At 67.4% G+C, this 25,320-nt stretch carries 27 protein-coding genes; 13 read left to right on the forward strand and 14 right to left on the reverse strand.

What is annotated here, in order from left to right:
- Positions 1-44 precede the first annotated feature (44 nt).
- Positions 45-659, forward strand: a complete 615-nt coding sequence (locus tag PBT88_RS02640) for a hypothetical protein (RefSeq protein WP_270077692.1) — start codon at positions 45-47, stop codon at positions 657-659.
- Positions 660-678: 19 nt separating this feature from the next.
- Here the strand turns inward: PBT88_RS02640 and PBT88_RS02645 are convergent, their stop codons facing one another.
- From PBT88_RS02645 to PBT88_RS02655, 3 genes are all read right to left on the reverse strand, one after another.
- Positions 679-1,908 carry a DUF445 domain-containing protein gene (locus PBT88_RS02645; RefSeq protein ID WP_270079153.1) on the reverse strand — a complete coding sequence of 410 codons (1,230 nt, stop codon included), beginning with the start codon at positions 1,906-1,908 and terminating at the stop codon, positions 679-681.
- 118 nt (positions 1,909-2,026) lie between these two features.
- Positions 2,027-5,161, reverse strand: a complete 3,135-nt coding sequence (locus PBT88_RS02650; RefSeq protein ID WP_270077693.1) for an efflux RND transporter permease subunit — start codon at positions 5,159-5,161, stop codon at positions 2,027-2,029.
- Between the two features lie 31 nt (positions 5,162-5,192).
- Positions 5,193-6,353, reverse strand: a complete 1,161-nt coding sequence (locus PBT88_RS02655) for an efflux RND transporter periplasmic adaptor subunit (protein ID WP_270077694.1) — start codon at positions 6,351-6,353, stop codon at positions 5,193-5,195.
- 215 nt (positions 6,354-6,568) lie between these two features.
- On the opposite strand from PBT88_RS02655, the gene PBT88_RS02660 reads away from it, so the two are divergent.
- Positions 6,569-7,300 carry an SIMPL domain-containing protein gene (locus PBT88_RS02660; RefSeq protein WP_270077695.1) on the forward strand — a complete coding sequence of 244 codons (732 nt, stop codon included), beginning with the start codon at positions 6,569-6,571 and terminating at the stop codon, positions 7,298-7,300.
- Positions 7,301-7,382: 82 nt separating this feature from the next.
- On the opposite strand, the gene PBT88_RS02665 is transcribed toward PBT88_RS02660, so the two are convergent.
- The 3 genes from PBT88_RS02665 to PBT88_RS02675 all read right to left on the reverse strand — a co-directional run bounded on the left by PBT88_RS02665 (position 7,383) and on the right by PBT88_RS02675 (position 8,617).
- Entirely contained in the window at positions 7,383-7,634 is a 252-nt protein-coding gene (locus PBT88_RS02665) for a GlsB/YeaQ/YmgE family stress response membrane protein (protein WP_270077696.1), read from the reverse strand.
- Between the two features lie 179 nt (positions 7,635-7,813).
- Positions 7,814-8,113 (reverse strand): CtrA inhibitor SciP, encoded by a 300-nt coding sequence (sciP, locus tag PBT88_RS02670; protein WP_270077697.1) that lies wholly within the window; start codon positions 8,111-8,113, stop codon positions 7,814-7,816.
- A gap of 81 nt (positions 8,114-8,194) precedes the next feature.
- The gene (locus PBT88_RS02675) at positions 8,195-8,617 is read right to left on the reverse strand and encodes a hypothetical protein (RefSeq protein WP_270077698.1); all 423 of its coding nucleotides are present in this window, start codon (positions 8,615-8,617) and stop codon (positions 8,195-8,197) included.
- Here PBT88_RS02675 and mnmA point away from each other — a divergent pair.
- Positions 8,616-9,728: a tRNA 2-thiouridine(34) synthase MnmA gene (gene mnmA, locus PBT88_RS02680; RefSeq protein ID WP_270077699.1), complete on the forward strand. Its 1,113-nt coding sequence runs from the start codon at positions 8,616-8,618 to the stop codon at positions 9,726-9,728. The two genes, PBT88_RS02675 and mnmA, sit on opposite strands and share 2 nt — an antisense overlap.
- Here the strand turns inward: mnmA and PBT88_RS02685 are convergent.
- The 3 genes from PBT88_RS02685 to pdxH all read right to left on the reverse strand — a co-directional run bounded on the left by PBT88_RS02685 (position 9,725) and on the right by pdxH (position 12,139).
- The gene (locus PBT88_RS02685) at positions 9,725-10,516 is read right to left on the reverse strand and encodes a PhzF family phenazine biosynthesis protein (RefSeq protein ID WP_270077700.1); all 792 of its coding nucleotides are present in this window, start codon (positions 10,514-10,516) and stop codon (positions 9,725-9,727) included. The genes mnmA and PBT88_RS02685 overlap by 4 nt on opposite strands.
- Positions 10,513-11,442 carry a cation diffusion facilitator family transporter gene (locus PBT88_RS02690; protein WP_270077701.1) on the reverse strand — a complete coding sequence of 310 codons (930 nt, stop codon included), beginning with the start codon at positions 11,440-11,442 and terminating at the stop codon, positions 10,513-10,515. Before PBT88_RS02690 ends, PBT88_RS02685 begins: the two co-directional genes overlap by 4 nt.
- Positions 11,443-11,548: 106 nt before the next feature.
- Positions 11,549-12,139: a pyridoxamine 5'-phosphate oxidase gene (pdxH, locus tag PBT88_RS02695; RefSeq protein WP_270077702.1), complete on the reverse strand. Its 591-nt coding sequence runs from the start codon at positions 12,137-12,139 to the stop codon at positions 11,549-11,551.
- Between the two features lie 114 nt (positions 12,140-12,253).
- On the opposite strand from pdxH, the gene PBT88_RS02700 reads away from it, so the two are divergent.
- The 7 genes from PBT88_RS02700 to PBT88_RS02730 all read left to right on the forward strand — a co-directional run bounded on the left by PBT88_RS02700 (position 12,254) and on the right by PBT88_RS02730 (position 16,989).
- The gene (locus PBT88_RS02700) at positions 12,254-13,228 is read left to right on the forward strand and encodes a DnaJ C-terminal domain-containing protein (RefSeq protein WP_270077703.1); all 975 of its coding nucleotides are present in this window, start codon (positions 12,254-12,256) and stop codon (positions 13,226-13,228) included.
- A 65-nt stretch (positions 13,229-13,293) separates the two neighbouring features.
- Positions 13,294-14,181 carry a YihY/virulence factor BrkB family protein gene (locus tag PBT88_RS02705; protein ID WP_270077704.1) on the forward strand — a complete coding sequence of 296 codons (888 nt, stop codon included), beginning with the start codon at positions 13,294-13,296 and terminating at the stop codon, positions 14,179-14,181.
- Positions 14,169-14,972 carry an enoyl-ACP reductase FabI gene (fabI, locus tag PBT88_RS02710; RefSeq protein ID WP_270077705.1) on the forward strand — a complete coding sequence of 268 codons (804 nt, stop codon included), beginning with the start codon at positions 14,169-14,171 and terminating at the stop codon, positions 14,970-14,972. The genes PBT88_RS02705 and fabI overlap by 13 nt, the downstream gene beginning before the upstream one ends.
- Before the next feature lie 10 nt (positions 14,973-14,982).
- Entirely contained in the window at positions 14,983-15,225 is a 243-nt protein-coding gene (locus tag PBT88_RS02715) for a DUF4160 domain-containing protein (RefSeq protein ID WP_270077706.1), read from the forward strand.
- A complete protein-coding gene (locus tag PBT88_RS02720; RefSeq protein WP_270077707.1) occupies positions 15,209-15,463 on the forward strand; it encodes a DUF2442 domain-containing protein in 255 nt (84 codons plus the stop codon). Before PBT88_RS02715 ends, PBT88_RS02720 begins: the two co-directional genes overlap by 17 nt.
- Positions 15,460-16,563 (forward strand): chorismate synthase, encoded by a 1,104-nt coding sequence (gene aroC, locus PBT88_RS02725; RefSeq protein ID WP_270077708.1) that lies wholly within the window; start codon positions 15,460-15,462, stop codon positions 16,561-16,563. The genes PBT88_RS02720 and aroC overlap by 4 nt, the downstream gene beginning before the upstream one ends.
- A gap of 114 nt (positions 16,564-16,677) precedes the next feature.
- Positions 16,678-16,989, forward strand: coding sequence for a hypothetical protein (locus tag PBT88_RS02730; RefSeq protein WP_270077709.1), 312 nt, complete (start codon positions 16,678-16,680; stop codon positions 16,987-16,989).
- A 160-nt stretch (positions 16,990-17,149) separates the two neighbouring features.
- Here the strand turns inward: PBT88_RS02730 and PBT88_RS02735 are convergent, their stop codons facing one another.
- Complete coding sequence (locus PBT88_RS02735) at positions 17,150-17,410, reverse strand: hypothetical protein (protein ID WP_270077710.1); 261 nt, start codon at positions 17,408-17,410, stop codon at positions 17,150-17,152.
- Between PBT88_RS02735 and PBT88_RS02740 the strand changes: the two genes are divergently transcribed.
- A complete protein-coding gene (locus tag PBT88_RS02740; RefSeq protein ID WP_270077711.1) occupies positions 17,409-17,582 on the forward strand; it encodes a hypothetical protein in 174 nt (57 codons plus the stop codon). The genes PBT88_RS02735 and PBT88_RS02740 overlap by 2 nt on opposite strands.
- Before the next feature lie 21 nt (positions 17,583-17,603).
- Here PBT88_RS02740 and PBT88_RS02745 read toward each other — a convergent pair whose 3' ends face one another.
- Both PBT88_RS02745 and PBT88_RS02750 read right to left on the reverse strand, forming a co-directional pair.
- Positions 17,604-18,893, reverse strand: a complete 1,290-nt coding sequence (locus tag PBT88_RS02745) for an adenylosuccinate synthase (protein WP_270077712.1) — start codon at positions 18,891-18,893, stop codon at positions 17,604-17,606.
- Positions 18,894-18,905: 12 nt separating this feature from the next.
- A complete protein-coding gene (locus PBT88_RS02750; RefSeq protein WP_270077713.1) occupies positions 18,906-20,015 on the reverse strand; it encodes an ATP phosphoribosyltransferase regulatory subunit in 1,110 nt (369 codons plus the stop codon).
- Between the two features lie 453 nt (positions 20,016-20,468).
- On the opposite strand from PBT88_RS02750, the gene PBT88_RS02755 reads away from it, so the two are divergent.
- Positions 20,469-21,539, forward strand: coding sequence for an FRG domain-containing protein (locus PBT88_RS02755; protein WP_270077714.1), 1,071 nt, complete (start codon positions 20,469-20,471; stop codon positions 21,537-21,539).
- A 59-nt stretch (positions 21,540-21,598) separates the two neighbouring features.
- Here PBT88_RS02755 and serA read toward each other — a convergent pair whose 3' ends face one another.
- Positions 21,599-23,176 (reverse strand): phosphoglycerate dehydrogenase, encoded by a 1,578-nt coding sequence (serA, locus tag PBT88_RS02760; protein ID WP_270077715.1) that lies wholly within the window; start codon positions 23,174-23,176, stop codon positions 21,599-21,601.
- Positions 23,177-23,290: 114 nt separating this feature from the next.
- A complete protein-coding gene (locus tag PBT88_RS02765) occupies positions 23,291-24,466 on the reverse strand; it encodes a phosphoserine transaminase (protein ID WP_270077716.1) in 1,176 nt (391 codons plus the stop codon).
- 167 nt (positions 24,467-24,633) lie between these two features.
- Between PBT88_RS02765 and PBT88_RS02770 the strand changes: the two genes are divergently transcribed.
- Entirely contained in the window at positions 24,634-25,302 is a 669-nt protein-coding gene (locus PBT88_RS02770; RefSeq protein WP_270077717.1) for an extensin family protein, read from the forward strand.
- Positions 25,303-25,320 lie beyond the last annotated feature (18 nt).

Here is a 25,320-nt window from a genome sequence, read left to right on the forward strand (position 1 = left end):
CTGGTCCGCGGCCGTGAAGGAGTCGCAAGCCCAGGAGTCTCGCGGTGATCATCAGCAGCAACAGCGCGACCAGCGCCCTGACCCAGCAGCTGCAGGCCAACGGCCTGTCGGACGCGGCGGTCAAGCAGGTGAATGGCGATCTCGCCGCGGCCGTGAAGGACGTGACCGGCGCGAGCGGCGGCTCGGCCGATGCCGCTTCGGTGCGCGCGGCGCTGGATCAGCGGATTTCGGCGGATGTTGCGTCCGGCAAGCTGTCTGCCGGCGATGCCGCGAAGGTCAGCAAGACGCTCGACCAGATCGATGGCCAGGCGAGCGGATCGGGGATCACCAGCCAGTCGGCGCCTGTCGCCGCGGCACCGGCGTCCGGCGCTGCCGGCGCTGCGCAGGGTGGCGGCGGCGGTGGCGGTGGGGGCGGCGGAAGCGCCTCCAAGACCGAACTGTCCCGCGCCGTCACCATCTCGGGCGCGACCGAGACGACGATCATCACCTATACCGACGGCAGCACCGCGACGACCACGACGGTCGCCAGTGATGCCGACAAGATCAAATATGGCAAGCCGGCCGCGACCGATGCCAACGGCACTACTAGCGCCGCCACCGCCGCGCAGGATTATCTGTCGACGATCGAGCCGGGCAGCCTGATCGACCAGCAGGCCTGATCCCCGTCGTCTCGGGGAGCTACAGCCAGATATCGACGAGGTGGATGGCGAGGCCGACCAGCCCGCCGACCAGCGTGCCGTTGACCCGGATATATTGCAGGTCGCGACCCACCGCCTGCTCCAGCCGCCCGGTGACCGTCTGGGCATCCCAGCCGCGCACCGTATCCGAGACCAGCCGGACGATGCCGTCGCCATAGGTGGCGGCGATGCCGACCGTCGCCCGGCGCGCGAACAGGTTGATGGTGCGGGCGAGGCGCGGCTCGGTCTGGAGGGTGGTGCCGAGCTGGCGCAGCGTCTCGCCGAGCCGCCCGGCCATCGCCGCCTGCGGATCGCGCGCGCCCTTCAGCAGCGCGGTGCGCGCCTGCGCCCACAGCCCGTCCAGCCAGGCCGCGACCGCCGGGCTGGCGATCAGCTCGTCCTTGAAGGCGTTGACCTTGTTCTGGAGCAGCGGGTCTTCGCGCAGGCGCCGCGCGAAATCGACCAGCCCTTCCTCGGCCTTGTCGCGCAGCGGATGCTCGGGATCCTCGCCGACCTCCTCGATCAGCCGATAGAGGCCGTCGAGGATCTTGTTGGCGAGCTTCTCGTCCAGCCCGGTCCAGCGCATCACCGATCCGGCGCGCTCGCTGATCATCGCGCGGATCGTCTCCTCGTGGGCGACGAGGGTGCGGCCGACCCATTCGATCGCATTGTCGAGGATCGGCACATGGCGGTTGCGATCGATCGCGGCGTCGAGCGCCTGGCCGAGGATGGGGGCGATGTCGAGCGCGGCGAGACGCTGCGATACGGCGGCGCGGACCATGCCGCCCAGCCGCTCGGCATCCAGCGCACCGACGATATCGGCGATCAGCCGGGAGGCGCCGAGCCGCAGCCGGCTGGCGCGGGCCAGCGCAGGATCGGCGGCGGCGGGGCCGGGGGCGGCGAGGAACCGGCCGGTGGCGCCGGCCAGGTCCAGCCGGCGCATCCGCCGCGCGACCACCGAGGGGATCAGGAAATTCTGGCGCAGGAAGGAGGCCAGCGCATCGCCGATGCGATCCTTGTTGCGCGGGATGATCGCGGTGTGCGGGATCGGCAGGCCGAGCGGGTGGCGGAACAAAGCGGTCACCGCGAACCAGTCGGCGAGGCCGCCGACCATCGCCGCCTCGGCGAAGGCGCGGACATAGCCGAGCCACGGATGACGCGGCTCGAACGCGCGCGCGGCGACGTAGAGCAGTGCCATCGCCACCAGCAGCCCGGTCGCGACCCGACGCATCGTCCGTGGGCCGGCCTCGGCGGGATTCAGGCCGGGCCGGCTATGGGCCGGTGCGGACGGCAATGGTCTAACGGGTGCGACGCTCATGCCTCCTCAAAGGCACGAGGCGGCGGAAGGTTCATTCCGCCGCCTGTGCAGCCCCACGATGCCCCGATTCGCCGCCATTGGTAAAGATGCGGCCGAGGCGCGGGCCGATCCGGCGCTCGAACCCGTCGGCGAGGCTGAAGCCGGCCGGCACGATCAGCAACGTCAGCACGGTCGAGAGGATCAGGCCGCCGATCACCATCACCGCCATCGGCTGGTTGAACGATCCGTCGCCGCCGATCGAGAGCGCGGTCGGGATCATGCCGGCCACCATCGCCACGGTGGTCATCACGATCGGCTGGGCGCGCTTGTGCCCGGCATCGAGGATGGCGGCATCGCGCGGCACGCCGTGGCGCATCTGCTCGATCGCGAAATCGATCAGCAGGATCGAGTTCTTGGCGACGATGCCGAGCAGCATCAGCAGCCCGATCAGCGTCGGCAGCGAGTTGGGCATCCCGCAGATGTGCAGCGCGATCAGCCCGCCGAGCGGCGCCAGCGCCAGCGAGCAGAGGTTGACGAACGGCGGCACCACGCGGCGGTAGAGCAGCACCAGCACCGCGAAGACGAGCAGGATGCCCGAGACCAGCGCGATGATGAAGTTGGTCACCATCTCCTCCTGCCACTTGGCCTGGCCCGATGCCGCATAATGGACGCCGGTGGGCAACGCCTTCATCGCCGGCAGATCGAGGATATGCTGGCGCTCCTCGCCGGCGATCGCGCCGGGCACCAGATCGGCGCTCAGGATGACGCGGCGCTCCTGGTTGTAGCGCTTGATCTCGGACGGGCCGGCCCCGAAGCTGATGTCGGCGACGACGCGCAGCGGGATCGATCCGCCGGTGGTGGTGGGCACCGGCAGGTTGCGGATCGTCGAGATGTCCGACCGGCTATTCTGGTCGAGCGCGACGCGGATCGGGATCTGGCGATCGGACAGCGAGAATTTCGCCGCATTCTGGTCGATCTCGCCGATCGTGGCGATGCGGATCGTCTGGCTGAGCGCATCGGTGGTGACGCCCATCTGCGCGGCGAGATCGAGGTTCGGCTTGATCACGATCTCGGGGCGCGGAATCTCGCCCTCGATCCGCGGCGCGACCAGCTTGGGCAGGTGCTTCATCTGGGCGAGCACCGCCTGCGCGGCCTGTTGCAGCTTGGCGGGATCGTCGCCGGCCAGCATCATCGAGATGTCGCGCGAACTGCCGTCGCCGCCGCCATTCTGCGATTCGAAGGTCACCCGCGCGTCGGCGATCTTGTTGAGCGTCGGCGCCAGGGCGCGTTCGAATTCGGTGCTCGTGCGCGTGCGCTCCTTGCGCAGCGTCATCGCGATCTCGGCATTGCCGACATTGATGAACTCGACGGCGACCTGCACCTCCGGCTGCGCCCGCAGGATCGCGCTCACCCTGTCGGTCATCGCGGTGGTCTGCTCCAGCGTGGTGCCGGGCACCATCTGGATCTCGACATGGCTGGTGTCCGAATTCTGCTCCGGCTGGAACGTGAAGGAGAGGGTCGCGAACGAGACGACGGTGAGGACGAGCGCGATCATCGCGATCCCCATCGTCCAGGCCCGATGGTCCCACAGCCAGGCGGTGTAGCGCTGGCCGGCGGCCTTGCGGGCCTTGGCGCTGCTGGTGTCGAGCGTCCAGCGCAGCAGCGACTGGTAGCGATCGGCCAGATAGCCGCCGGAATGCTCCTGCTGGCCATGCGGCTTGAGGAAATAGGCGGCGATCATCGGCGTGATCAGGCGCGCGACGAGCAGGCTCATCAGCACCGCGACGACCACGGTCATCCCGAAATTCTTGAAATATTGCCCGGCGATGCCCGGCATCAGGCTGACCGGCAGGAACACCGCGACGATGGTGAAGGTGGTGCCGACGACGGCGAGGCCGATCTCGTCGGCGGCATCGATCGAGGCCTGATAGGCGGTCTTGCCCATCCGCATGTGGCGCACGATGTTCTCGATCTCCACGATCGCGTCATCGACCAGCACGCCGGCCACCAGGCTGAGCGCGAGCAGGGTCATGGTGTTGAGCGTGAAGCCCATCATGTCCATGATCCAGAAGGTCGGGATCGCCGACAGCGGGATTGCCAGCGCCGAGATCAGGGTCGCGCGCCGGTCGCGCAGGAAGAAGAACACCACGACCACCGCCAGCACCGCGCCTTCGACCATCGAGCCGAGCGCTTCGTGATACTGGTCGATCGTGTAGTCGACCCCGGCCACGCGCTTGACGAAATGGACCTTCGGATTCTCCTTCTCGATCTGGGCGAGAATCTGGACGGCCTGGTGGTAGATGGTGACGTCCGACGCGCCGCGTGCGCGCATGATCGAGAAGGCGATCGTCGGCTTGCCGTTCATCTTGGCGGTCTGGCGGACCTCGCCGTAGAGATCCTTCACGGTGGCGATGTCGGAGAGCTTGATCGACCGGCCGCCCCCCAGGCCGATCTGCACCTGGGCCAGATGGAAGGCATCCTGCGCGTTGCCGAGGATGCGCACCGACTGTTCCGCGCCGGCGATCTCCGCGCGGCCGCCGGCGGCGTTGGTGTTGATCGCCATCAGCTGCTGGTTGACCTGGCTGGCGGTGACGCCGATCGCCTGCATCTTCACCGGATCGAGGATCACGCGGATCTCGCGGCTCACCCCGCCATAGGTGTTGACGGTCTGCATCCCCTCTATCCCGAGCAGCCTCCGGGCGACATCATTCTGCACATACCAGGAGAGCTGCTCCATGGTCATGTCGTTGGCGCTGACCGACCAGCGGGCGATCGCATTGCCGGTGACCTGCGCGCGCGACACCTGGGGTTCCAGAATGCCGTTGGGCAGCGATCCGCGGATCTGCGAGATCGCCTCGCGCACGTCGTTGGTGGCGCGATCGACCGGGGTATCCAGCGTGAACTGGACGAACATCTGCACGTCGCCCTCGTCGATCGTCGTCTGGATCTCGTCGACGCCTTCGAGGCTGCGAACCGCCGCCTCGACCTTCTGGGCGATCTGGGTCTCCATCTCGACGGGGGCGGCGCCCGGCTGCGAAATCTCGACGATCACGCCGGGGAAGGTGATCTCCGGATCCTGGTTCACGTCCATGCGCATGAACGAGACGATGCCGGCGAAGGTGAACGCCGCGAACAGCACCAGCGCGAACACCGGATTGCGGATCGACCAGGCGGAGATGTTACGCATGTTTTCGAATCCTGTGCGTGAGGCGCGGGCCTCAGTTCCGCTTCAGCTCGGGGACCACCTGCTCGCCGACGTTCAGGAAGGCGCCGGCCGAATAGACCACCTTCTCGTCGCCCTGCAGGCCGGACAGCACGGCGATGCCGGTATCGGAGACGTCGCCGATCTTCACCGGGCGGCGCGCGATCTTGTCGTCCTTGTCGATGACATAGACATAGTTGCCCTGATCGTCGCTCAGCACCGCCGATTCCGGCAGCACGGGCGCATTGGTGTGCTGGGAGGAGAAGTTGGCGGTGGCGAAGCCGCCGGGGCGCAGCGACGGATCATAGCTCAGCTGCACGCGGACGGTGCCCTGGCGGCTGACCGAATCGATGATCGGTGCGATCTGCCAGATCGTGCCGACATAGCTGCGGCTGGCGCCGATGGGGGCGACCTGTACCTGCATGCCGACGCGCAGGCCGGACATGTCCTGCTCGGCGAGCCTGGCCTGCATCTCGAGCGTGCCGTCCATCGCGATCTGGAACAGCGCGTTGGAGCCGGAGCTGACGATCTGCCCCGCTTCGACCGCGCGGGCCAGCACGAGGCCGGAAGCAGGAGCGCGGATGTCGAGCCGGCCGAGACGCGCCGACTGCTCGCGATATTGTGCCTGCGCGAGCTGCACGGCGGCATTGGCGGCATCGCGCGCCGCGATCCGCGAATCGATGTCGGACTTGGAGATGAAGCCGCGGGCGACCAGCGCCTGGGCGCGATCGAGATTATTCTGGGCGAGCTTGGCATTGGCCACCGCAGACGCGATCTGCGCCTGCATCTGGCTGGTCTGGGCGGCCTGCACGGCCGGATCGACGGTGGCGAGCGTCTGGCCCGCATGGACCCAGTCGCCGGCATCGACCAGCACGCGGCTGACCATGCCGCCTTCGCCTGCAACGCCGACCGGCATGTTGCGCTTGGCCATCAGCGTGCCGGTGGCGGTGACGTTGGCGGCGACCGAGGTGCGACCAGGCACGATCACCGTGACGGTGGGCGCGGCGCTGACCGGGGCGACAATCGGGGCATGGCGACGACCGATCAGGATGCCGGCGACGATGACGATCGCGAAGATCGCCACGAAGATCAGGATCAGCCTGCGGCGACGCGCCCTGGTGGCGCGATCGACATCCTCCGCGCTCGCGTCGGCGTTCCATCCCTGCTCGTAGTTCATGCCCTCACCCTGCGCATACTGCACCCCTCCAAGGGCCCCCGAAGTGTGTTATCTTAATATATCACTGCCGACAAGCGGATGTTGCCGATCCCGTGCGTGCCTCTGTTATCATGAACCCAGGCTGCTGCCCATGTTCAGCTTCGGTTGATCGTCGGACGGGCACGCCTCGCGGAATGCGCCGGGCAGGGGTCGTCCGGCCAAGGGAGATGATCGCCATGAACACCCGTATCCGTTCCGCCGCCGTGCTGTCGGCATTGGCCATGGGCCTGGCCGTGCCGGCCGCCGCACTGGCCGATGACGTCGCGACCGTGCCGATCGCCGGCACCCGGCTCGACATCAGTGCCGAGGGCGAGGTGACGCGCGCGCCCGACATCGCGACGCTCAGTGCCGGCGTCGTGACCCAGGCCGCGACGGCCGCGTCCGCGATGGCGGACAATGCGAAGACGATGGCGGCGACGGTCGCGGCGCTGAAGCGGGCCGGGGTGGCCGACAAGGACATCCGCACCGCTTCGCTCAGCCTCCAGCCGCAATATCGCTACGCCGACAACCAGCCGGCGGTGGTGACCGGCTATCAGGCCAGCAACCAGCTGACCGTCACCTTCCGCGACATCAAGCAGGCCGGGCCGATCCTCGATACGCTGGTGGCGCAGGGGGTGAACCAGATCAGCGGGCCGGACTTCGCACTGGAGCATCCCGACGCGGCGATGGACGAGGCGCGGATCGCGGCGATGCGCAAGGCGCGCGCCAAGGCCGATCTCTACGCCCGGGCATCCGGCATGACGGTGAAGCGCATCGTCGCGATCAACGAGGGCGGCGGCTATTCGCCGCAGCCGCCGCGCCCGGTGTTCATGATGGCGCGCGCCGCCCCCAAGGTGGCGGAAAGCGACCTCCAGCCCGGCGAAGAGAAGATCGGCGTCACGGTCAACGTGACGTTCGAGCTGCAATAGGCAGGCGGGCACGAACAAAGGGCCGCCCTGCCGGATGGCGGGGCGGCCCTGATCGCACGCTCAAGCAACGCAACGATCGGCGTCAGCGCACCGTGCCGCGACGCACCAGATTGACGATCGCGAGCAGGATCACCGCACCGATCAGCGAATAGATGAACGTGGTCACGGTGATCGCCTGGTTGATGCCGGCGCCGAACAGGAACGACGCGATCACCGAGCCGATAATGCCGACGACGATATTCAGGATGATGCCCTGCTGGCCGTCCGTGCGCATGATGATGCTGGCAAGCCAGCCGCAAATGCCACCAATGATCAACCAAATGAGAATACCCATAACAAGCCTCCTACCTCGCCGCGCACAGGCCCTTTGCCTGCGGGGCGCTCCGGCTTCTTGATACGCGTGAGGAACGACTTCGTTCCTCTCCGGCCTTGACTGCAAGGGGTGGCCGAAACGCGAAAGGGCCGCCCGCATCTGCTGCGGACGGCCCTTTCAGGGCGATGGTCGATCGGCGATCAGAACTTCTGCTGGCGCTCGTAGACCGACTTATAATGCTGGATGCGGGTGACGCGCAGCCCCGGCATGCCCGAGCGATCGACGGCCCGCTGCCAGCCGGCAAATTCCTCCAGGGTGAGCGAATAGCGATCGCACACTTCGTCGACGGTGAGCAGGCCGCCATTCACGGCCGCCACCACTTCGGCCTTGCGCCGCACGACCCAGCGGCGGGTCTCCGGCGGCGGCAGGCTGTCCAGCGTCAGCGGCTCGCCGAGGGGGCCGATTACCTGAGCTGGACGAAATTTCTGATTCTCGATCACATCACACCTCGAACTGGGCCGTAGCCGGCGATGCTCCCCCATCGCGTTCGCCCCTTCTAACCGGGACCGGTTGAAGGAACGCTAAAATGCCAAGGTAAATCCCGCCTTCATCAATCTTGACGGCGTCTTCCCGGCCGATGCCTGGGCGATGCGCGGATGGAAGCTGCCGTGCAGCGCATGGCCCGCACCGGCATCGCAGCCCGCGAACAGTTCGACCAGCGCGCCGAGCGAATCGCCAAGCGGCTGGCGCGGCTGTTGCGCGATGCGTTCGGCGAGGACGGCCGTGGACGTCGAGGCCTGGCTCACCGCCACGCCCGCGATCAGCAACGCATGGTCGAGCAGCGGCTCGGTGGATAGGGATATTGGTGTCATCGGTTCGCTTCGCGTCGCCTCGTCACGGGGACGCAACATTGCGGTAATCATGCCTAACATTCGGTAAATGCGGCACTCGATCCGTCGCTTTTTGCGGATATGATCGGGATCGGCTAAAGGCGCGCGCATCATGGACGCGGATTTTCAGCTGGGGGGCGATCTCAAGGGTCGCCGCATCGTCGTCGCCATGTCGGGCGGGGTCGACAGTTCGGTGGTGGCGGCGCTCGCCGCGCGCACCGGCGCCGAGACGATCGGCATCACCCTGCAACTCTACGATCATGGCGCCGCCGTGAACCGCGCCGGCAGCTGCTGCGCCGGCCGCGACATCCGCGACGCGCGCGCCGTCTGCGATCGGCTCGGCATCGCCCATTATGTCTTCGATTATGAGAGCGCGTTCCGGGAAAGCGTGATCGATCGCTTCGCCGACGATTACATGGCCGGGCGCACCCCGATCCCCTGCGTGCGCTGCAACCAGGGCGTGAAGTTCACCGATCTGCTGCGCCTCGCGCGCGATCTGGGGGCGGACTGCCTCGCCACCGGCCATTATGTCCGCCGGTTGGAAGGGGAGGCTGGCGCCGAGCTGCATCGCGCCGCCGATCCGGCGCGCGACCAGAGCTATTTCCTGTTCGCCACCACGCAGGACCAGCTCGACTATCTGCGCTTCCCATTGGGTGGGATGCCCAAGCCGCGGGTGCGCGAACTGGCGGCCGAGATCGGCCTCGGCGTCGCCGCCAAGCCGGACAGCCAGGACATCTGCTTCGTCCCCGACGGCGATTATGCCGCCGTCGTCCGCAAGATCCGGCCCGAGGCGGAAACTACCGGCGAGATCGTCGATCTGGCCGGGCGGGTGCTCGGCGCGCATCGCGGGCTGATCCACTTCACCGTCGGCCAGCGCCGTGGTCTGGAGATCGGCGGATCGCCCGAGCCGCTCTACGTGGTGCGACTGGACGCGGCGGCGAACCGCGTCGTGGTCGGGCCGCGCCGCGCGCTGGCGGTGCGGGCGGCGGCGCTGTCCGACATCAACTGGCTGGGCGGGGATTTTGCCGGGCCCCTCACCGCCAAAGTGCGTTCGATGGCAAAGCCGGTGCCGGCCCGCTTCGATGGCGCGACGCTGCATTTCGATGCGCCCGAATATGGCGTCGCGCCGGGGCAGGCGGCGGTGTTCTATGCCGGCGATCGCGTCCTCGGCGGCGGCTGGATCGAGACGACCGTGCCCGCCGAGGATGCGCTGGCGGTCGCTTAAAGCAGGAACGTCCCTTCGATCACGGTCACGCAGCGGCCCGACAGGATCACCCGGTCGCCCGCGAGGGTGCAGCCGACATGGCCGCCGCGTGCCGAGGCCTGGAAGGCGGTGAAGCGATCCCGGCCGAGCTTCTCCGCCCAATAGGGCGTGATCACGGCGTGGGCCGATCCCGTCACCGGATCTTCATCGATGCCGCCGCCAGGGGCAAACATGCGGCTGACGACATCGGTCGCATCGCCGGGCGCGGTCACGATCGCCTGGCGGTCCCCGCCGGCCGCAATGGCGCGCATATCGGGATCGACGGCGCGAACGGCGGCCTCATTTTCCAGCACCACCACGCAATAGCCGCCCTCGCGATAGAGCGTCTCCACCGGCGCGACGCCCAGCGCCGCGACCAGTTCGGGCAGCGGCTTGGGGGAAGGCGCCAGCGCCGGCAGCGACAGCGTATAGGCATCGCCGTCGCGGCCGACCTCCAGGATGCCGGCCCTGCGGGTGCGGAAGGTGACGCGCTCGCGCGTCGGTTCGGCGGCGAGGATGGCGTGGCCGCTGGCCAGCGTCGCGTGGCCGCACATCACCACCTCGACCGTGGGGGTGAACCAGCGCAGCTCATAATCGGCCACGCCGCTGGCATCGGGCAGCAGGAAGGCGGTTTCGGAGAGGTTGTTCTCCGCCGCGATCTTCTGGAGGAGATCGTCGTCCAGCCAGGCGTCGAGCGGCATCACCGCGGCGGGATTGCCAGTGAAGGCGGCATCCGCGAAGGCGTCCACCTGGATGATCGGCAATCTCATATCTCGCTCCTCTCGGCGATGGCGGCGGGCAGGGTGCCCTCTTGATCGACATGGCCGATCGGATCGGGGTGGATGATCAGTTCGAGGCCGGGAAAGGCGGCCATCAGCTTCGCCTCGATATCCTCCATCACGTCGTGCGCGGTGCCGATCGTGGTCTCGCGCGGAAACGACATGTGGAACTGGGCGAAATCATGGGCGCCGCTGGTGCGGGTGCGCAGATCGTGCATCCCCGCCAGCGCCGGGATGGTGGCGGCGACGTCGAGCAGGGCGCGGCGTTTCTCCTCGGACCATTCGCGGTCCATCAGCTGGTCCATGGAATGGCGCGCCGATCGCCACGCGCCCCAGCCGAGCCAGCCGGCGATGGCGAGCCCGAACAGCGCGTCGGCGCTGGGCAGGCCGGCATAGCGATCGAGCAGCAGCGCCACTGCCACCGCGCCGTTGAGCGCGAGATCGGATTGGTAATGGAGATTGTCGGCCCCGATCGCCAGGCTGTGGGTGCGGGCGAGCACCGCGCGCTGATAGGCGAGCAGGCCCATCGTCGCGATCGCCGCGACCAGCGAGACGATGATGCCGGCCTCGGGCGAGGCGGTGGGCGCGCCGTGCGCCAGCGCCATCACCGCGCGCACCGCGATCGCGATTGCCGATGCCGCGATCAGCGCGACCTGGAACAAAGCCGCGAGCGCCTCGGCCTTGCCATGGCCGAAGCGATGATTCTCGTCGGCGCGCTGGGCGGCGACACGCACCCCGTAGAGGGTGACGAGGCTGGCGATCAGATCGAGGCCGGTATCGGCGAGCGAGGCCAGCATCGACACCGATCCGGTCTTGGCGGCGGCATAGCCCTTGAGCAGCAGCAGCAGCGACGCGAGGCTGACCGACGCCAGCGCCGCGCGCTGGTTGAGGGCGCCGCTGTCGACGTCTGCACTCACGCGCCCTCTCCGTTCGTGCCGCGCGCAGTCGAGGCCCTGCTCCGGCCGCGGCTCCGTTCGGCCAACCCCTCGACGGCGCGCGGGGCGAACGGAGAGGCGGCGGAAGTCATGGGTAGAGCAGCCCTTCGGACCATGCTTCTCCCGACGCGACGCCCGTGCGGGTGAAGACGCGGCGCTCGTGCAGGCGATGGGCGCGATCCTGCCAGAATTCGATGCGATCGGGCGTGACGCGATAGCCGCCCCAATGCGGTGGGCGCGGTACGTCGCCGCCCTCGAAGCGGGCCTGCACCTCGGCGAAGCGCGCCTCGAAGATGGCGCGATCGGCGAGCGGGCGGGATTGTTCGGAAGCCCAGGCGCCGAGCTGCGAATCGCGCCCGCGCGAAGCGAAATAGGCATCGGATTCGTCGTCGGCGACGATGCTCACCGGCCCTTCGATCCGCACCTGGCGGCGCAGGCTCTTCCAGTGGAACAGCAGGGCGGCCTTGGGATCGCCCGCCAGCTCGCCGGCCTTGCGGCTCTCGCGGTTGGTGTAGAAGACGAAACCGCGCGCGTCATGGCCCTTGAGCAGCACCATCCGCACCGACGGCATCCCGTCCGCGCCGACGGTGGCGAGCGCCATGGCGTTCGAATCATTCGGTTCGGAGGCGCGGGCCTCCTTCATCCAGCTTTGGAACAGCGCGTGCGGATCGTGGGTCATGCGCTTCACATAGCGTTTGGCGCGGGCTTGCGTTAGTCGTGGCGAGACCACATCTGATCTGTTGTATTTAGGCAACAGTTCCTGAACCACGAAGCTGCGAACCACGAAGGCATCATGGCAGATCCCTATTCGACCCTGGGCGTAGCCCGCAACGCCGACGACAAGACGATCAAATCGGCCTATCGCAAACTCGCGAAAGAGCTGCATCCCGATCGCAACCAGGACAATCCCAACGCGGCCGATCGCTTCTCGGCGGTGACGCAGGCCTATGACCTGCTCTCCGACAAGGACAAGCGCGCCCAGTTCGACCGGGGCGAGATCGACGACAAGGGCGATCCCAAGGCGCCGTTCGGCTTTGGCGGCGGCGCGGGCGGCGGCGGCAACCCGTTTGGCGGCGGCCGCGGCTTCCGGCCGGGCGCCGGCCCCGGTGGCGCCGGCGGCTTCCAGGCCGAGGGCGGCGATTTCTCCAGCATCTTCGACGAGCTGTTCGGCGGCGCGGGCGGCGGCGGCGGCCATCCGTTCGGCGGCGGCGGCCGACGCGGCGCGGCACGGCCGCAGGCCAAGGGTGCGGACGTCGCCTATCGCCTGCCGGTGAGCTTCGAGGATGCCGCGGCGCTCCGCCCGCAGCGGGTCAGCCTCTCCAACGGCAAGACGATCGAGTTGAAGATTCCGGCCGGGGTCGAGACCGGCACCCAGCGTCGCCTGCCCAACCAGGGCGAATCCGGCCCGGCCGGCCCCGGCGACGCGATCGTGACGATCGAGGTCCAGCCGCACCGCTTCTTCACGCGCGAGGGCGACGATGTGCGGCTCGATCTGCCGGTGCGGCTCGACGAGGCGGTGCTCGGTGGCAAGGTCAAGGTGCCGACCGTCGATGGCGCGGTGATGGTCACCATCCCCAAGGGATCGACCTCGGGCCGGGTGCTGCGGCTCGGCGGCAAGGGCTTCCATCGTGCCACCGGCGGCACGCGCGGCGATCAGCTGGTGACGTTGGTGATCGATCTGCCGGCGGGCGATGCCGAACTGGAGGCGTTCGCCGAGAGCTGGCAGGGCGACAAGGCGCGCAATCCCCGCGCCGGGCTTGGCGTCTGAAGGATCTGTCCCCCGAAAGCCCGGAGGCCCGCTCGCATCGCCCCGGCGCGATCGAACGGGCCACCGTGGCGCTCGGGCTGCCGCGGCGGCTGTTCCGGATCGTCAAGCGGGTCGCCGTCGGCGTCTATTCGGATGGTTTCATCCATGCCGGCAATCTTGCCTATCTGACGCTGCTGGCGCTGTTTCCCTTCTTCATCATCGTCGCGGCGCTGGCGCAGCTGTTCGGGCGATCGGAGGATGGCGGGCAGGCGGTCGCCCAGATCTTGCGGCTGATGCCGCATGGCATCGCCAACATGCTGCATCCGGCGATCGATTCGGTGCTGGCGGCGCGCACCGGGCCGCTGCTGTGGCTGGGCGCGGTGGTCGGCCTGTGGACGGTCGGCAGCTTCATCGAGACGATCCGCGATATCCTGCGGCGCGCCTATGGCACCCAGCCGAGCGGGGCGTTCTGGCATTATCGGCTTGGCTCGGTGGCGATCATCGTGGTGGCGGTGATGCTGATGATGCTCGCCTTCGCGGCGCAGGTGGCGCTGACCGGCGTCGAACAATTTCTCGATCGTGTGGTGCCGATGACGCACCAGTTCACCGGCTGGATCGGCCTTTCGCGCCTGGTGCCGACCGCCGTGGTGTTCGTGGCGCTGTACGTCCTGTTCTACACATTGACGCCAAGTGCCTATCGTTACTCGAAAAATCGCAAATGGCCGGGGGCTGCGTTCACCGCCGGCTGGTGGCTGGCGGTGACCGTGATCCTGCCGCTCGTGCTGGGCCGGCTGGGCAATTACAATCGCACCTATGGCAGCCTGGCGGGCATCGTGGTGATGCTGTTCTTCTTCTGGTTGATCGGTTTCGGGCTGGTGATCGGCGCGCATCTCAACGCGGCACTGGCGGAATCCCCCTCGAACGGCTTAAAGGACGCCGCCGAGGAGACTGAGGAAACAGCATGGCCGGTTTGATGGACGGTAAGCGGGGGCTGATCATGGGCCTCGCCAATGACAAGAGTCTCGCCTGGGGCATCGCCAAGATGCTCCGCGAGCATGGTGCGGAACTCGCTTTCTCCTACCAGGGAGATGCGATCCTCAAGCGCGTGAAGCCGCTGGCCGAGCAATTGGGCTCCGCGCTGCTGATCGATTGCGACGTGTCCGACATGGCTGCGCTGGACGTGGCGTTCGATACGCTGGCCGAGACCTGGCCGACGATCGACTTCGTCGTCCACGCCATCGGCTTTTCGGACAAGAGCCAGCTGCGCGGCAAATTCTACGACACCACGCTCGACAATTTCCTGATGACGATGAACATCTCGGCCTACTCCCTGGTCGCGGTGGCGCAGCGGGCGCGGGCGATGATGCCGAACGGCGGATCGATCATCACCCTCACCTATTACGGCGCCGAGAAGGTGATCCCGCACTATAATGTGATGGGCGTCGCCAAGGCCGCGCTGGAGACCAGCGTGAAATATCTCGCGGTCGATCTCGGGCCGGAGAATATCCGCATCAACGGCATCTCGGCCGGCCCGATCCAGACGCTGGCGGCCCGGGGCATCGGGGACTTCAATTACATCCTGAAGTGGAACGAGCTGAACTCGCCGATGCGCCGCACCGTGACGATCGAGGATGTCGGCGGCTCCGCCCTCTACCTCCTGTCCGATCTGGCTTCGGGGGTGACCGGCGAGATCCACCATGTCGATGCCGGCTACAACGTCATCGGCATGAAGGCCGAGGATGCGCCGGATATCGCACTGGCGTGAGTGAGAAGCGGTGCCGGTCGTCTTCCGTGAACAGGGCGTCCGGTTCCACTTCTATTCGAACGAAGGCGATCCGCGCGAGCCGGCCCATATTCATGCGGTCAAGGCCGATGCCGACGCGAAGCTCTGGCTTTATCCGGAGGTGTCGTTCGCCTATAATCGCGGCTTCGACGCCCGCACGCAGCGCTGGCTTCTCGCGCTCGTCGAGGAACGCCAGTCGGACATCGAGGATGCTTGGAATGCCCATTTCTCCTAAGGCGCTTGGCGTCGAATTTGACGACGACCAGATGTGGGTGCGGCTGGAGGACGGGCGGACCCTGGGGGTGCCGCTCGCATGGTTCCCGCGGCTGCTCCATGGATCTGCCGAGGCGCGCGGCGCGGTGAGCATCAGCCCGAGCGGCCTGCACTGGGAGGAACTGGACGAGGATATCTCGATCGCGGGCCTGCTGGCGGGCCATGGCGATCTGTCGCGGACGCGCAGAAGCGCCGCATGAGCTTCAATTCCTTCGGCCGGATCTTCCGGTTCACCACCTGGGGCGAGAGCCACGGGCCGGCGCTCGGCGCCGTGGTGGATGGCTGCCCGCCCGGGCTGGCGCTGACCGCGGCCGATATCCAGCCGTGGCTCGACAAAAGGCGCCCCGGCACCTCGCGCTTCACCACCCAGCGGCAGGAGCCGGACCAGGTCCGCATCCTCTCCGGCGTGTTCGAGGCGCCCGACGGCATACAGCGCACCACCGGCACCCCGATCAGCTTGATGATCGAGAATGTCGACCAGCGCTCCAAGGATTATTCGGAGGTCGCGCTCGCCTATCGGCCCGGCCATGCCGATTATGCCTATGACGCCAAATATGGCTTCCGCGATTATCGCGGTGGCGGGCGTTCGTCGGCGCGCGAGACGGCGGCGCGGGTGGCGGCCGGCGCGGTGGCCCGCGCCGTGATCCCCGAAGTGCGGATCAGGGCCTATCTGGTCGAGCTCGGCGGCGATGCGATCGACCGCGCGGCGTTCGATGATGCCGAAATCGACCGCAATCCCTTCTTCTGCCCCGATCCGCAGGCGGCCGCGCGCTGGGAGGCGATCATGGATCGCACCCGCAAGGCCGGATCGTCGGTCGGCGCGATCGTCGAATGCGTCGCGGAGGGCGTGCCGGCGGGCTGGGGGGCGCCGCTCTATGCCAAGCTCGATTCGGAGCTGGCGGCGGCTTGCATGTCGATCAATGCCGTGAAGGGCGTCGAGATCGGCGACGGCTTCGAGGCGGCGCGGCTGACCGGCGAGCAGAATGCCGATCCGATGCGGCCGGACAGCCTGGACAATGGTGGGGACGGGCATCCGCTGTTTCTCGCCAACCATGCCGGCGGCATCGCCGGCGGGATCGCGACCGGGCAGCCGGTGGTGGTCCGCGTCGCGCTCAAGCCGACCAGCTCGATCCTCACCCCGGTCGAGACGATCACCCGCGACGGCGAAGCCTCCGAGATCCGCACCAAGGGGCGCCACGACCCTTGCGTCGGCATCCGGGCGGTGCCGGTGGTCGAGGCCATGGTCGCGCTGGTGCTGGCCGACCAGAAATTGCTGCACCGGGCGCAGACCGGCCGCTGAGATCGTTGCGGCGACGGCGAACGGGCCGGAAATGGAGGCGGGGCGCGGCACCGGCCGGCATCGCCGCGCGTTGCACAGTCACCTGAAACGATAAGATAATCCAGGAGAGTATCGATGCGCACTCTGTTGATCGCCACGGCCGCGGCCGTCCTGTTGCCGGCCGCTGCCCTTGCCCAGGATGGCATGGCCCCGGCTTCGCCGCCGGCGGGCATGACCCAGCAGACCACGACGACGACTGCGCCCACCACCGACGCGATGGGCACGCCGACCGGCTCCGCCACCAGTTCGACCACGACGACGGCGCCGACGGACTCGACCATGGCGCCAGCATCCAGCGATGCCAGCACCAGCACGACGACGAGCACCACCGATCCGATGACCGGCGCGACCACCACCAAGACGAAGACCAAGCATAAGCCGCATTGATCGCGCGAGGCTGAATCGCTCGACGCCGATCGGCGGCCCGCCAAGCGGGTAGGGAAGCCCGCCACGCAGGGAGGGCCGGACATCTTCGGGTGGCCGGCCCTCTTCCTATGTGTCGCGATAGAAATCCATCAACGTCAATATGTTGGCATATTGGCCGGCACTATCGCGGCGACCGGTCGTTGATCCAGTTCCAGCTTTGAAGGGACGATGACATGCGTAATTTCATCATCGCAGCGGCCGTGGTCGCGCTGTTGCCCGCCGCCGGAATCGCGCAGAGCGCGGGCTCGGCCGGCACCGGCGGATCGGGCACCGCCGGGTCCAGCGGCAGCGCCGGATCAACGATGGGCACGGGCTCGACCGGTGGCGCGGCATCGGGATCGATGGGGTCAAGCTCGACCGGTTCAAGCTCGATGGGGAGCATGACGCCGGGCACGGATAGCGGTGCCAGCGGCAGCGCTGCGACCAACAGCGGCAGCAGCCCGTCGACCGGCTCGCAAAGCCCCTCCGGCAGCCCGTCGTCGGGCTCCTCCTCGTCCGGTGGCGCCGCCGGCAGCACCGGCGCCAGCGCGTCGTCGTCGGGCGGCCCCCACTAAGGTCGCCGCCCCTTCGCCGGCTCAGTCGGCGAAGGGATCGCGAACGAGGATGGTGTCGTCGCGCTCGGGGCTGGTCGAGACCAAGGCCACCGGGCAGCGGATCAGCTCCTCGACGCGGCGGATATATTTGATCGCGGCGGCCGGCAGATCGGCCCAGCTGCGCGCGCCGGCGGTGTTCTCGCTCCAGCCGGGGATCGATTCGTAGATCGGCACGACGGCTGCCTGATCGGCGGCGTGAGGCGGCAGATAGTCGAAGGTCTGATCGACGATCCGGTAGCCGACGCAGATCTGAAGCTCCTCGAAGCCATCGAGCACGTCGAGCTTGGTCAGCGCCACGCCGGTGATGCCGGAGACGGCCGCCGCCTGGCGCACCAGAACCGCATCGAACCAGCCGCAGCGGCGCTTGCGCCCGGTGACGGTGCCGAATTCGTGGCCGCGCGTGCCGAGCCGCTCGCCGACGTCGTTATCCTGTTCGGTCGGGAACGGGCCGGAGCCGACGCGCGTCGTATAGGCCTTGACGATCCCCAGCACGAAGCCGGCCGCATTCGGGCCGAGGCCGGAGCCGCCCGCCGCCGTGCCGGCGATGGTGTTGGACGAGGTGACGAACGGATAGGTGCCGTGATCGACGTCGAGCAGAATGCCCTGCGCGCCTTCGAACAGGATGCGCTTGCCGGCCTGCTTGGCCTCGTTGAGCGTCACCCACACCGGCTTGGCATAGGGCAGCACGGTGTCGGCAATGGCGCGCAGGTCGCCCAGCAGGCGCTCGCGGTCGATCGGCGGCTCGCCGAAGCCGGCGCGCAGCGCGTCGTGGTGGGCGCACAGCCGCTCGATCTGGGGGCCGAGATCGTCGAGATGGGCGAGATCGCACACCCGGATCGCGCGCCGGCCGACCTTGTCCTCATAGGCCGGGCCGATGCCGCGCCGCGTCGTGCCGATCTTGCCGGCGCCGCTGGCATCCTCGCGCAGCCCGTCGAGGTCGCGGTGGAAGGGCAGGATCAGCGGGCAGGTCTCGGCGATCTGGAGATTGTCCGGGGTGATCGTCACGCCCTGGCCGCGCAGTTTGGCGATCTCGTCGCGCAGGTGCCACGGATCGAGCACCACGCCGTTGCCGATCACGCTGAGCGCGCCGCGCACGATGCCGGACGGCAGCAGGCTCAGCTTGTAGACATTCTCGCCGACGACGAGCGTGTGGCCGGCATTGTGGCCACCCTGGAAGCGGACGACGACCTCGGCCCGCTCGGTGAGCCAGTCGACGATCTTGCCCTTGCCCTCATCGCCCCACTGGGCGCCGACGACGGTGACGTTGGCCATGGCTAAACTTCCTCAGGCGATGGGTTGGAGGGCGCCGCCGGCCCAGATGTGGGTGCAGCCGAGCGCGTGCGGCTCGTCGGCGGCGGCCAGGGCGGCGACGGTGGCGTAGCCCTGCGCGTGGATCATGGGGGCGATGTCGACGGCGGTGCCGAGCGGCAGGAAGACGCGCTCCCGGCCTTCCGGGGCGACGCCGGCATCGACGATCGGATCGAGATAGAGCGAGAAGCCGACCGCCGGCTCCTCGCGATCGTCGGCGTGGAGGATCGAATAGGAGCCGCCGCGGCCGACCTCGCCGCGCACCCCGTCGGCGAACAGCGAGAAGCCGATCCAGCTCTGATATTCGAAGCCGTGGCGCTCGGTGGGATCGAGGGTGACGGTGGCGCGATGGCCGATCGCGTCGGCGATGGCGCGGGCGCCGTCGAGCCGCGAGGCGAGCAGCCCGCCGGTGTCGATCGCGGACAGGCGTTCGATCGCGGCATCGACCGGGCCGGCCGCCTCGATCAGCGGCAGATAGGCGGTGGCGCCCAGGGCGGCGAGTGCGCCGGCATCCTTGCCGTCGAGCTCGTGGATCAGCGCGGCGACGTCGGCGACCGGCATCGGCCCGGCGGCGAGCAGCGGCACCAGATCGGGCAGGGTCAGATCGACCGACAACCCGGTCGCGCCGGCGGCGGCCAGCGCATCGAGCGCCACCCGGATCGCCTCGATCACGGCCGCCACGGCATCGGTGCCGACGATCTCGGCGCCGGCCTGGCACATCTCGCGCTCGGGGCGCAGCTGGGTGCCGCGCACCTTGAGCACCTGGCCGGCGTAGCAGAGCCGCAGCGGGCGCGGGCGATGGGCGAGGCGGGTCGCGGCGATCCGGCCGACCTGCGCGGTGATATCGGGCCGGAGCGCCAATGTGCGCTGCGAGATCGGATCGATCACGCGGAGCAGATCGGTGCCGCGCGAGCTTTTGAGCCGGCCGAGCAGCGTCGTCTCGAACTCGGCGAGCGGCGGCTCGACACGGGCATAGCCGTTCAGCTCGGTGGTCAGCAGCACGGCGCCGCGCACACGGCCGAGCGCCTCGGCCTCCGGGGGCAACCGATCGCGCAGGCCTTCGGGCAGAAGAGAGGGGCTGGTCATCGCGTGAAGCCCTTTAGCGGGATTTCGGGGGGATGCTAGGGGCGAGCGGCCCTTGCGGCAGGGCGCCGCCGCCGCAGGTGGCGAAGTTGACAGGCGGGGGACGGAAAGAAGGCATTCCTACAGGCGGATCGACGATGGGACGAAACCGATCGGCCGGGGCCGGCGTGCCGGGTGTCGAAAAAAGCTGGTCGGCGACGATTTCGCGACAAAGGCGGCACGAGTGGCGCCGGATTCCCGTCTCGGATTTTCAGGCTGAGAAAGGGCGGCGGCGAGAGGAGTCGCGGCGACCGGGGCAGACGAAATCCTAAATTGGGAGGGCTGTTTAATCGTCTAGATCGTTCGCAATTCCATCGGATATGATAATGTTAGCGATAGTTGGTCGACGTTCACTAAGGGCACCACATGCACGGACAATGGATAGGTCGGTACCAAGGGACTAACAAGGGCACAGTCATGGTCGATATTGACCGACGTGAAGGCTACCTGTCCGGTGCTGGAGTTGTTTTTGACGACGCGGGTTTGCCAGGAAGCATCGTAAAATTTCAAACCAAGGATTGTGCTGGAGAGCAGTCCTTTCAAGATTTACCTATTACTCCGATTGATCCTCTTACGGGAAACATCGTCGATCTTGAATATCTCAAGCAGCGTTATGCGGACCGAGGCGAGGAGTTATTTTTCCCCTCGAAAGCTGCTGTCGATTTAAAACTCGATGGAGACGAGCTTGAAGTGAATTGGACGACCGACATCGGTTCGGCCGGATTGGCAAAACTTCCTCGCAGTAGAGCGGCATCCCCGTCTGCAGTAGTGCCGCAAGCAGGTGTAACTGATTGGGGGACATTTAAGGCGGCCGTAACTGCGTTAGAGCGCGGCCGATTTATTTTTCGTGGGCAACCAAGTGTTTGGAGGCTCCAAACGGCCTTTCACCGCACAAAGCGGAAGGACGTTTTTCGGTTCATGGTCGAGGATATCCCCCGGCTGCATCAGCGGCTGTCAGGATTGACTGCACATTTTTTCAATCTAACTGATAACCAGCAAAATGGAGCGTTTTGGAATTTGGTCCAACACCACGGTTATCCTACGCCGCTGCTCGATTGGTCAAATTCTCCGTTTGTCGCTGCCTTTTTTGCATATCGGAATAAGCTGCAAGACGATGAGGATGCACCAAGGGTTCGAATCTACGCGTTTGATCGGCAGGAGTGGTGTAAAGATTTCTCACAACTCGCCAAGATAGCGCCAGCCTTCCCTCATTTCTCAATTCTCGAATGTCTCGCGTTGGAGAATCCACGGTTGGTTCCGCAGCAAGCGCTCTCTAGCATTACAAACGTTGACGACATTGAGAGTTATATCAAGCAGCGAGAGGCAGAGAAGGAGAAGGTCTATCTCACCGCCTACGATCTTCCTGCGAGCGATGTCGACGCCGTGCTTGGGGAGTTGGGAGTGATGGGTATTGCAGCCGGAGCTTTGTTTCCTGGCTTGGATGGCGCTTGTGAAGAGTGGAAGTACCGAAACTTCGGTTTCCGCTAGAGATTGTGCAAATTGAGAAGTGAGCGGGCGACCTTGTCTAAGGCCGCCCGCCCATCACATCAAAACGTCAGCGCCTTCACCGTCTTCACGCCCGGCAGGCGGCAGACCGTCCACAGCAGCGGCTCTTCCACCGCGGTGTCGACCGAGAGCAGCAGCACCGCCTCGCCGCCGGCATCGCGCCGGCCGAGGTGGAAGGTGCCGATGTTGACGCCGGCCTCGCCCAGCGTCGTGCCGAGCCGGCCGATGAAGCCCGGCGCGTCCTCGTTGACGATGTAGAGCATCGCGCCCGACAGATCGGCCTCCACCTTGATGCCGAACATCTCGGTGAGGCGCGGCGAGGCGTTGCCGAACAGCGTGCCCGCCACCGAGCGCTCGCCGGCGTCGGTCTTCACCGTGACGCGGACCAGCGTGTGATAGTCGCCCTCGCGATCGTGGCGGACCTCGCGGACGTCGAGCCCGCGCTCCTTGGCGAGCGGGGCGGCGTTGACCATGTTCACCGTGTCCGAATAGACGCGCATCAGCCCGGCCAGCACCGCGCCGGTGATCGGCTTCTGGTTGAGCTCGGCGGCGGCGCCTTCCACTTCGATCGCCACGCTCTTGATCGCGTCGCCCTCGAGCTGGCCGATCAGCGAGCCGAGCTTCTCGGCGAGCGCCATATAGGGCTTGAGCTTGGGCGCCTCCTCGGCCGACAGGCTCGGCATGTTGAGCGCGTTGGTGACGCCGCCGGCGACGAGGAAATCGGCCATCTGCTCGGCGACCTGGATCGCGACATTGACCTGAGCCTCGGTGGTGGACGCGCCGAGATGCGGGGTGGAGATGAAGTTCGGCGTGCCGAACAGCGGGCTCTCCTTGGCCGGCTCGGTGACGAACACGTCGAGCGCGGCGCCGCCGATATGGCCCGAATCGAGGCCGGTCTTGAGCGCCGCCTCGTCGATCAGCCCGCCGCGCGCGCAGTTGACGATGCGCACGCCCTTCTTGGTCTTGGCGAGATTCTCGGCCGAGAGGATGTTGCGGGTCTGGTCGGTCAGCGGGGTGTGCAGCGTGATGAAGTCGGCGCGGGCGAGCAGCTGGTCGAGCTCGACCTTCTCGACGCCCATGTCCTTGGCGCGCTCGGGCGTCAGGAAGGGATCATAGGCGACGACCTTCATCTTGAGGCCGAGCGCGCGATCGGCGACGATCGAGCCGATATTGCCGGCGCCGATCAGGCCGAGCGTCTTGGAGGTCATCTCCACGCCCATGAAGCGGTTCTTCTCCCACTTGCCGGCTTGCGTGGACTTGTCGGCCTCGGGCAGGTCGCGGGCGAGCGCGAACATCAGCGCGATGGCATGTTCGGCGGTGGTGATCGAGTTGCCGAACGGGGTGTTCATGACGACGACGCCGGCGGCCGACGCGGCGGGGATGTCGACATTGTCGACGCCGATGCCGGCGCGGCCGACGACCTTGAGGTTCTTGGCGGCGGCGAGGATCGCCCTGGTCACCTTGGTGGATGAGCGGATGGCGAGGCCGTCATAGTCGCCGATGATGGCGATCAGCTCCTCGGGGGTCTTGCCGGTGATCTCGTCCACCTCGACTCCGCGCTCGCGGAAGATCTTGGCGGCCTGCGGGTCCATCTTGTCGGAAATCAGTACCTTGGGCATGGTTCGGGTGTCCTTGCGGAAAATCGGTGCTCCTGCGCACGCAGGAGCCTAGGGCGTCGGGCGCCGCGCTTGCGGCTCTGGGCTCCTGCGTTCGCAGGAGCGCGGCAAGGGCGTTCAGCCCGCCTTGGCGGTGGCGAAGGCGTAATCGAGCCAGGGGCCGAGCGCCTCGATGTCGGCGGTCTCGACGGTGGCGCCGCACCAGATGCGCAGGCCCGGGGGGGCGTCGCGATAGGAGCCGAGATCATAGGCGGCTTCCTCGGCCTCGAGCTTGGCGACCATCTTCTTTTCGATGGCATTGGCCTGCTCATCGTCGAGCCCGGCGAACTTCAGGCACACCGAGGTGTTCGAGCGCGAGGCCGGATCGGCGGCGAGATGGTCGAGCCAGTCGCGTTCGGCGACGAGCTGGTCGAGCGCCGCGGCATTGGCGTCGGCGCGCGCGATCAGGCCGTTCAGCCCGCCGAGGTTGAGCGCCCATTCGAGGCTGTGGATATAGTCCTCGACGCACAGCATCGAGGGCGTGTTGATCGTCTCGCCCTTGAACACGCCTTCGCTGAGCTTGCCCTTGGCGGTGAGGCGGAAGACCTTGGGGATCGGCCAGCTTGGCGTGTGGCTCTCCAGCCGCTCGACCGCGCGTGGCGAGAGGATGATCACGCCATGCGCGCCCTCGCCGCCGAGCACCTTCTGCCAGGAGAAGGTGACGACATCGAGATCGGCGATCGGCACGTCCTGTGCGAACACCGCGGAGGTGGCGTCGCAGATCAGCAGGCCTTCGCGATCCGCCTTGATCCAGTCGCCGTTCGGCACGCGCACGCCGGACGTGGTGCCGTTCCAGGTGAAGACGACGTCATGGTCCTGATCGATCGCGGCGAGATCGGGCAGTTCGCCATAGGGCGCCTTGACCACGGTCGGATCGAGCTTGAGCTGCTTGGCGGCATCGGTCACCCAGCCTTCGCCGAAGCTCTCCCACGCGACGGTGGTGACGGGGCGGGCGCCGAGCAGCGTCCACATCGCCATCTCGACCGCGCCGGTATCCGAACCGGGGACGATGCCGATGCGGTGCGTATCGGGCACCTGGAGGATCTTGCGGGTCAGATCGATGGCGTAGGCGAGGCGGCTCTTGCCGATCTTGGAGCGGTGCGACCGGCCGAGCGAGGCGTGCGGCAGGGTCGCGGCGTCCCAGCCCGGAGGCTTGGCGCAGGGGCCGGAGCTGAAGAAGGGGCGCGCCGGCTTGGGCGCGGCGGGGTAGTCGGTGGACGCAATGGTGGCGTCGGCATGCAATATATCAGTCATGTCAGTCTCTCCTTACAGAGAGCACGCGCGGCGTTGGGACCGCGTGGCCCGTCGGCGGGTTTAGAGGGGTGGGAGGGCGTGTCAACCTGCCCCGGCGAGAGGGCGGTCGTGCCATGCGACGGCCGGGCGTTCATCGCGCGCTCAGGCTGGCAGGATGAGGAAAGGCGATGCACCGGCTTCGCGCGCTCCTGATCGTCACGCCGTTGATCCTGATATCCTGCGTGCCGTCCGGCCATCGCCCGCCGCCGGTTCGCAGGCCTGTCCCCGTGCGTCCGGCGCCCGCGCGCCCCGCCTATGACGCCGCGGCGCGGCGCCAGTGCCTGAGCGATCTCTCGGCGGACGGCGCCCGCTACACGCTGCTGCCGGATCGGGTCTTCGCGGGCGGCTGCTCGGCGATCGGGACGGTGCAGCTGTCCGACATCGGGATGCCGGTCAGCAATCTCGGCGCGATGACCTGCCCGCTCGCCGATGCCTTCACCCGCTGGACCCGCGACGCCACCCAGAAGGCGGCGATTGCCTGGCTCGATTCGCCGGTGGTGAAGATCGAGAGCTTCGGCACCTATAGCTGCCGCCCGGTCAACGGCGTGGAGGGCAATCGCCTGTCCGAACATGGCCTGTCCAACGCGGTCGACATATCGGGCTTCGTGCTCGCCAACGGGCGGCGGATCACGGTGCTGAACGACTGGAACGGGCCGGACCAATATGCCCGCAACTTCCTGCGCGCGGTGCATGATGCCGGCTGCCGGCGCTTCCATGTCGTGCTTGGCCCCGATGCCAATGCGTTCCACCGCAACCATCTGCATTTCGACATGGGGCGGGGGCCGTACTGCAGGTAAGATTGCGGGGGCGCCGAC

Origin of the sequence: Sphingomonas abietis (assembly GCF_027625475.1) — a bacterium.
Taxonomy (GTDB): Bacteria; Pseudomonadota; Alphaproteobacteria; order Sphingomonadales; family Sphingomonadaceae; genus Solisphingomonas; species Solisphingomonas abietis.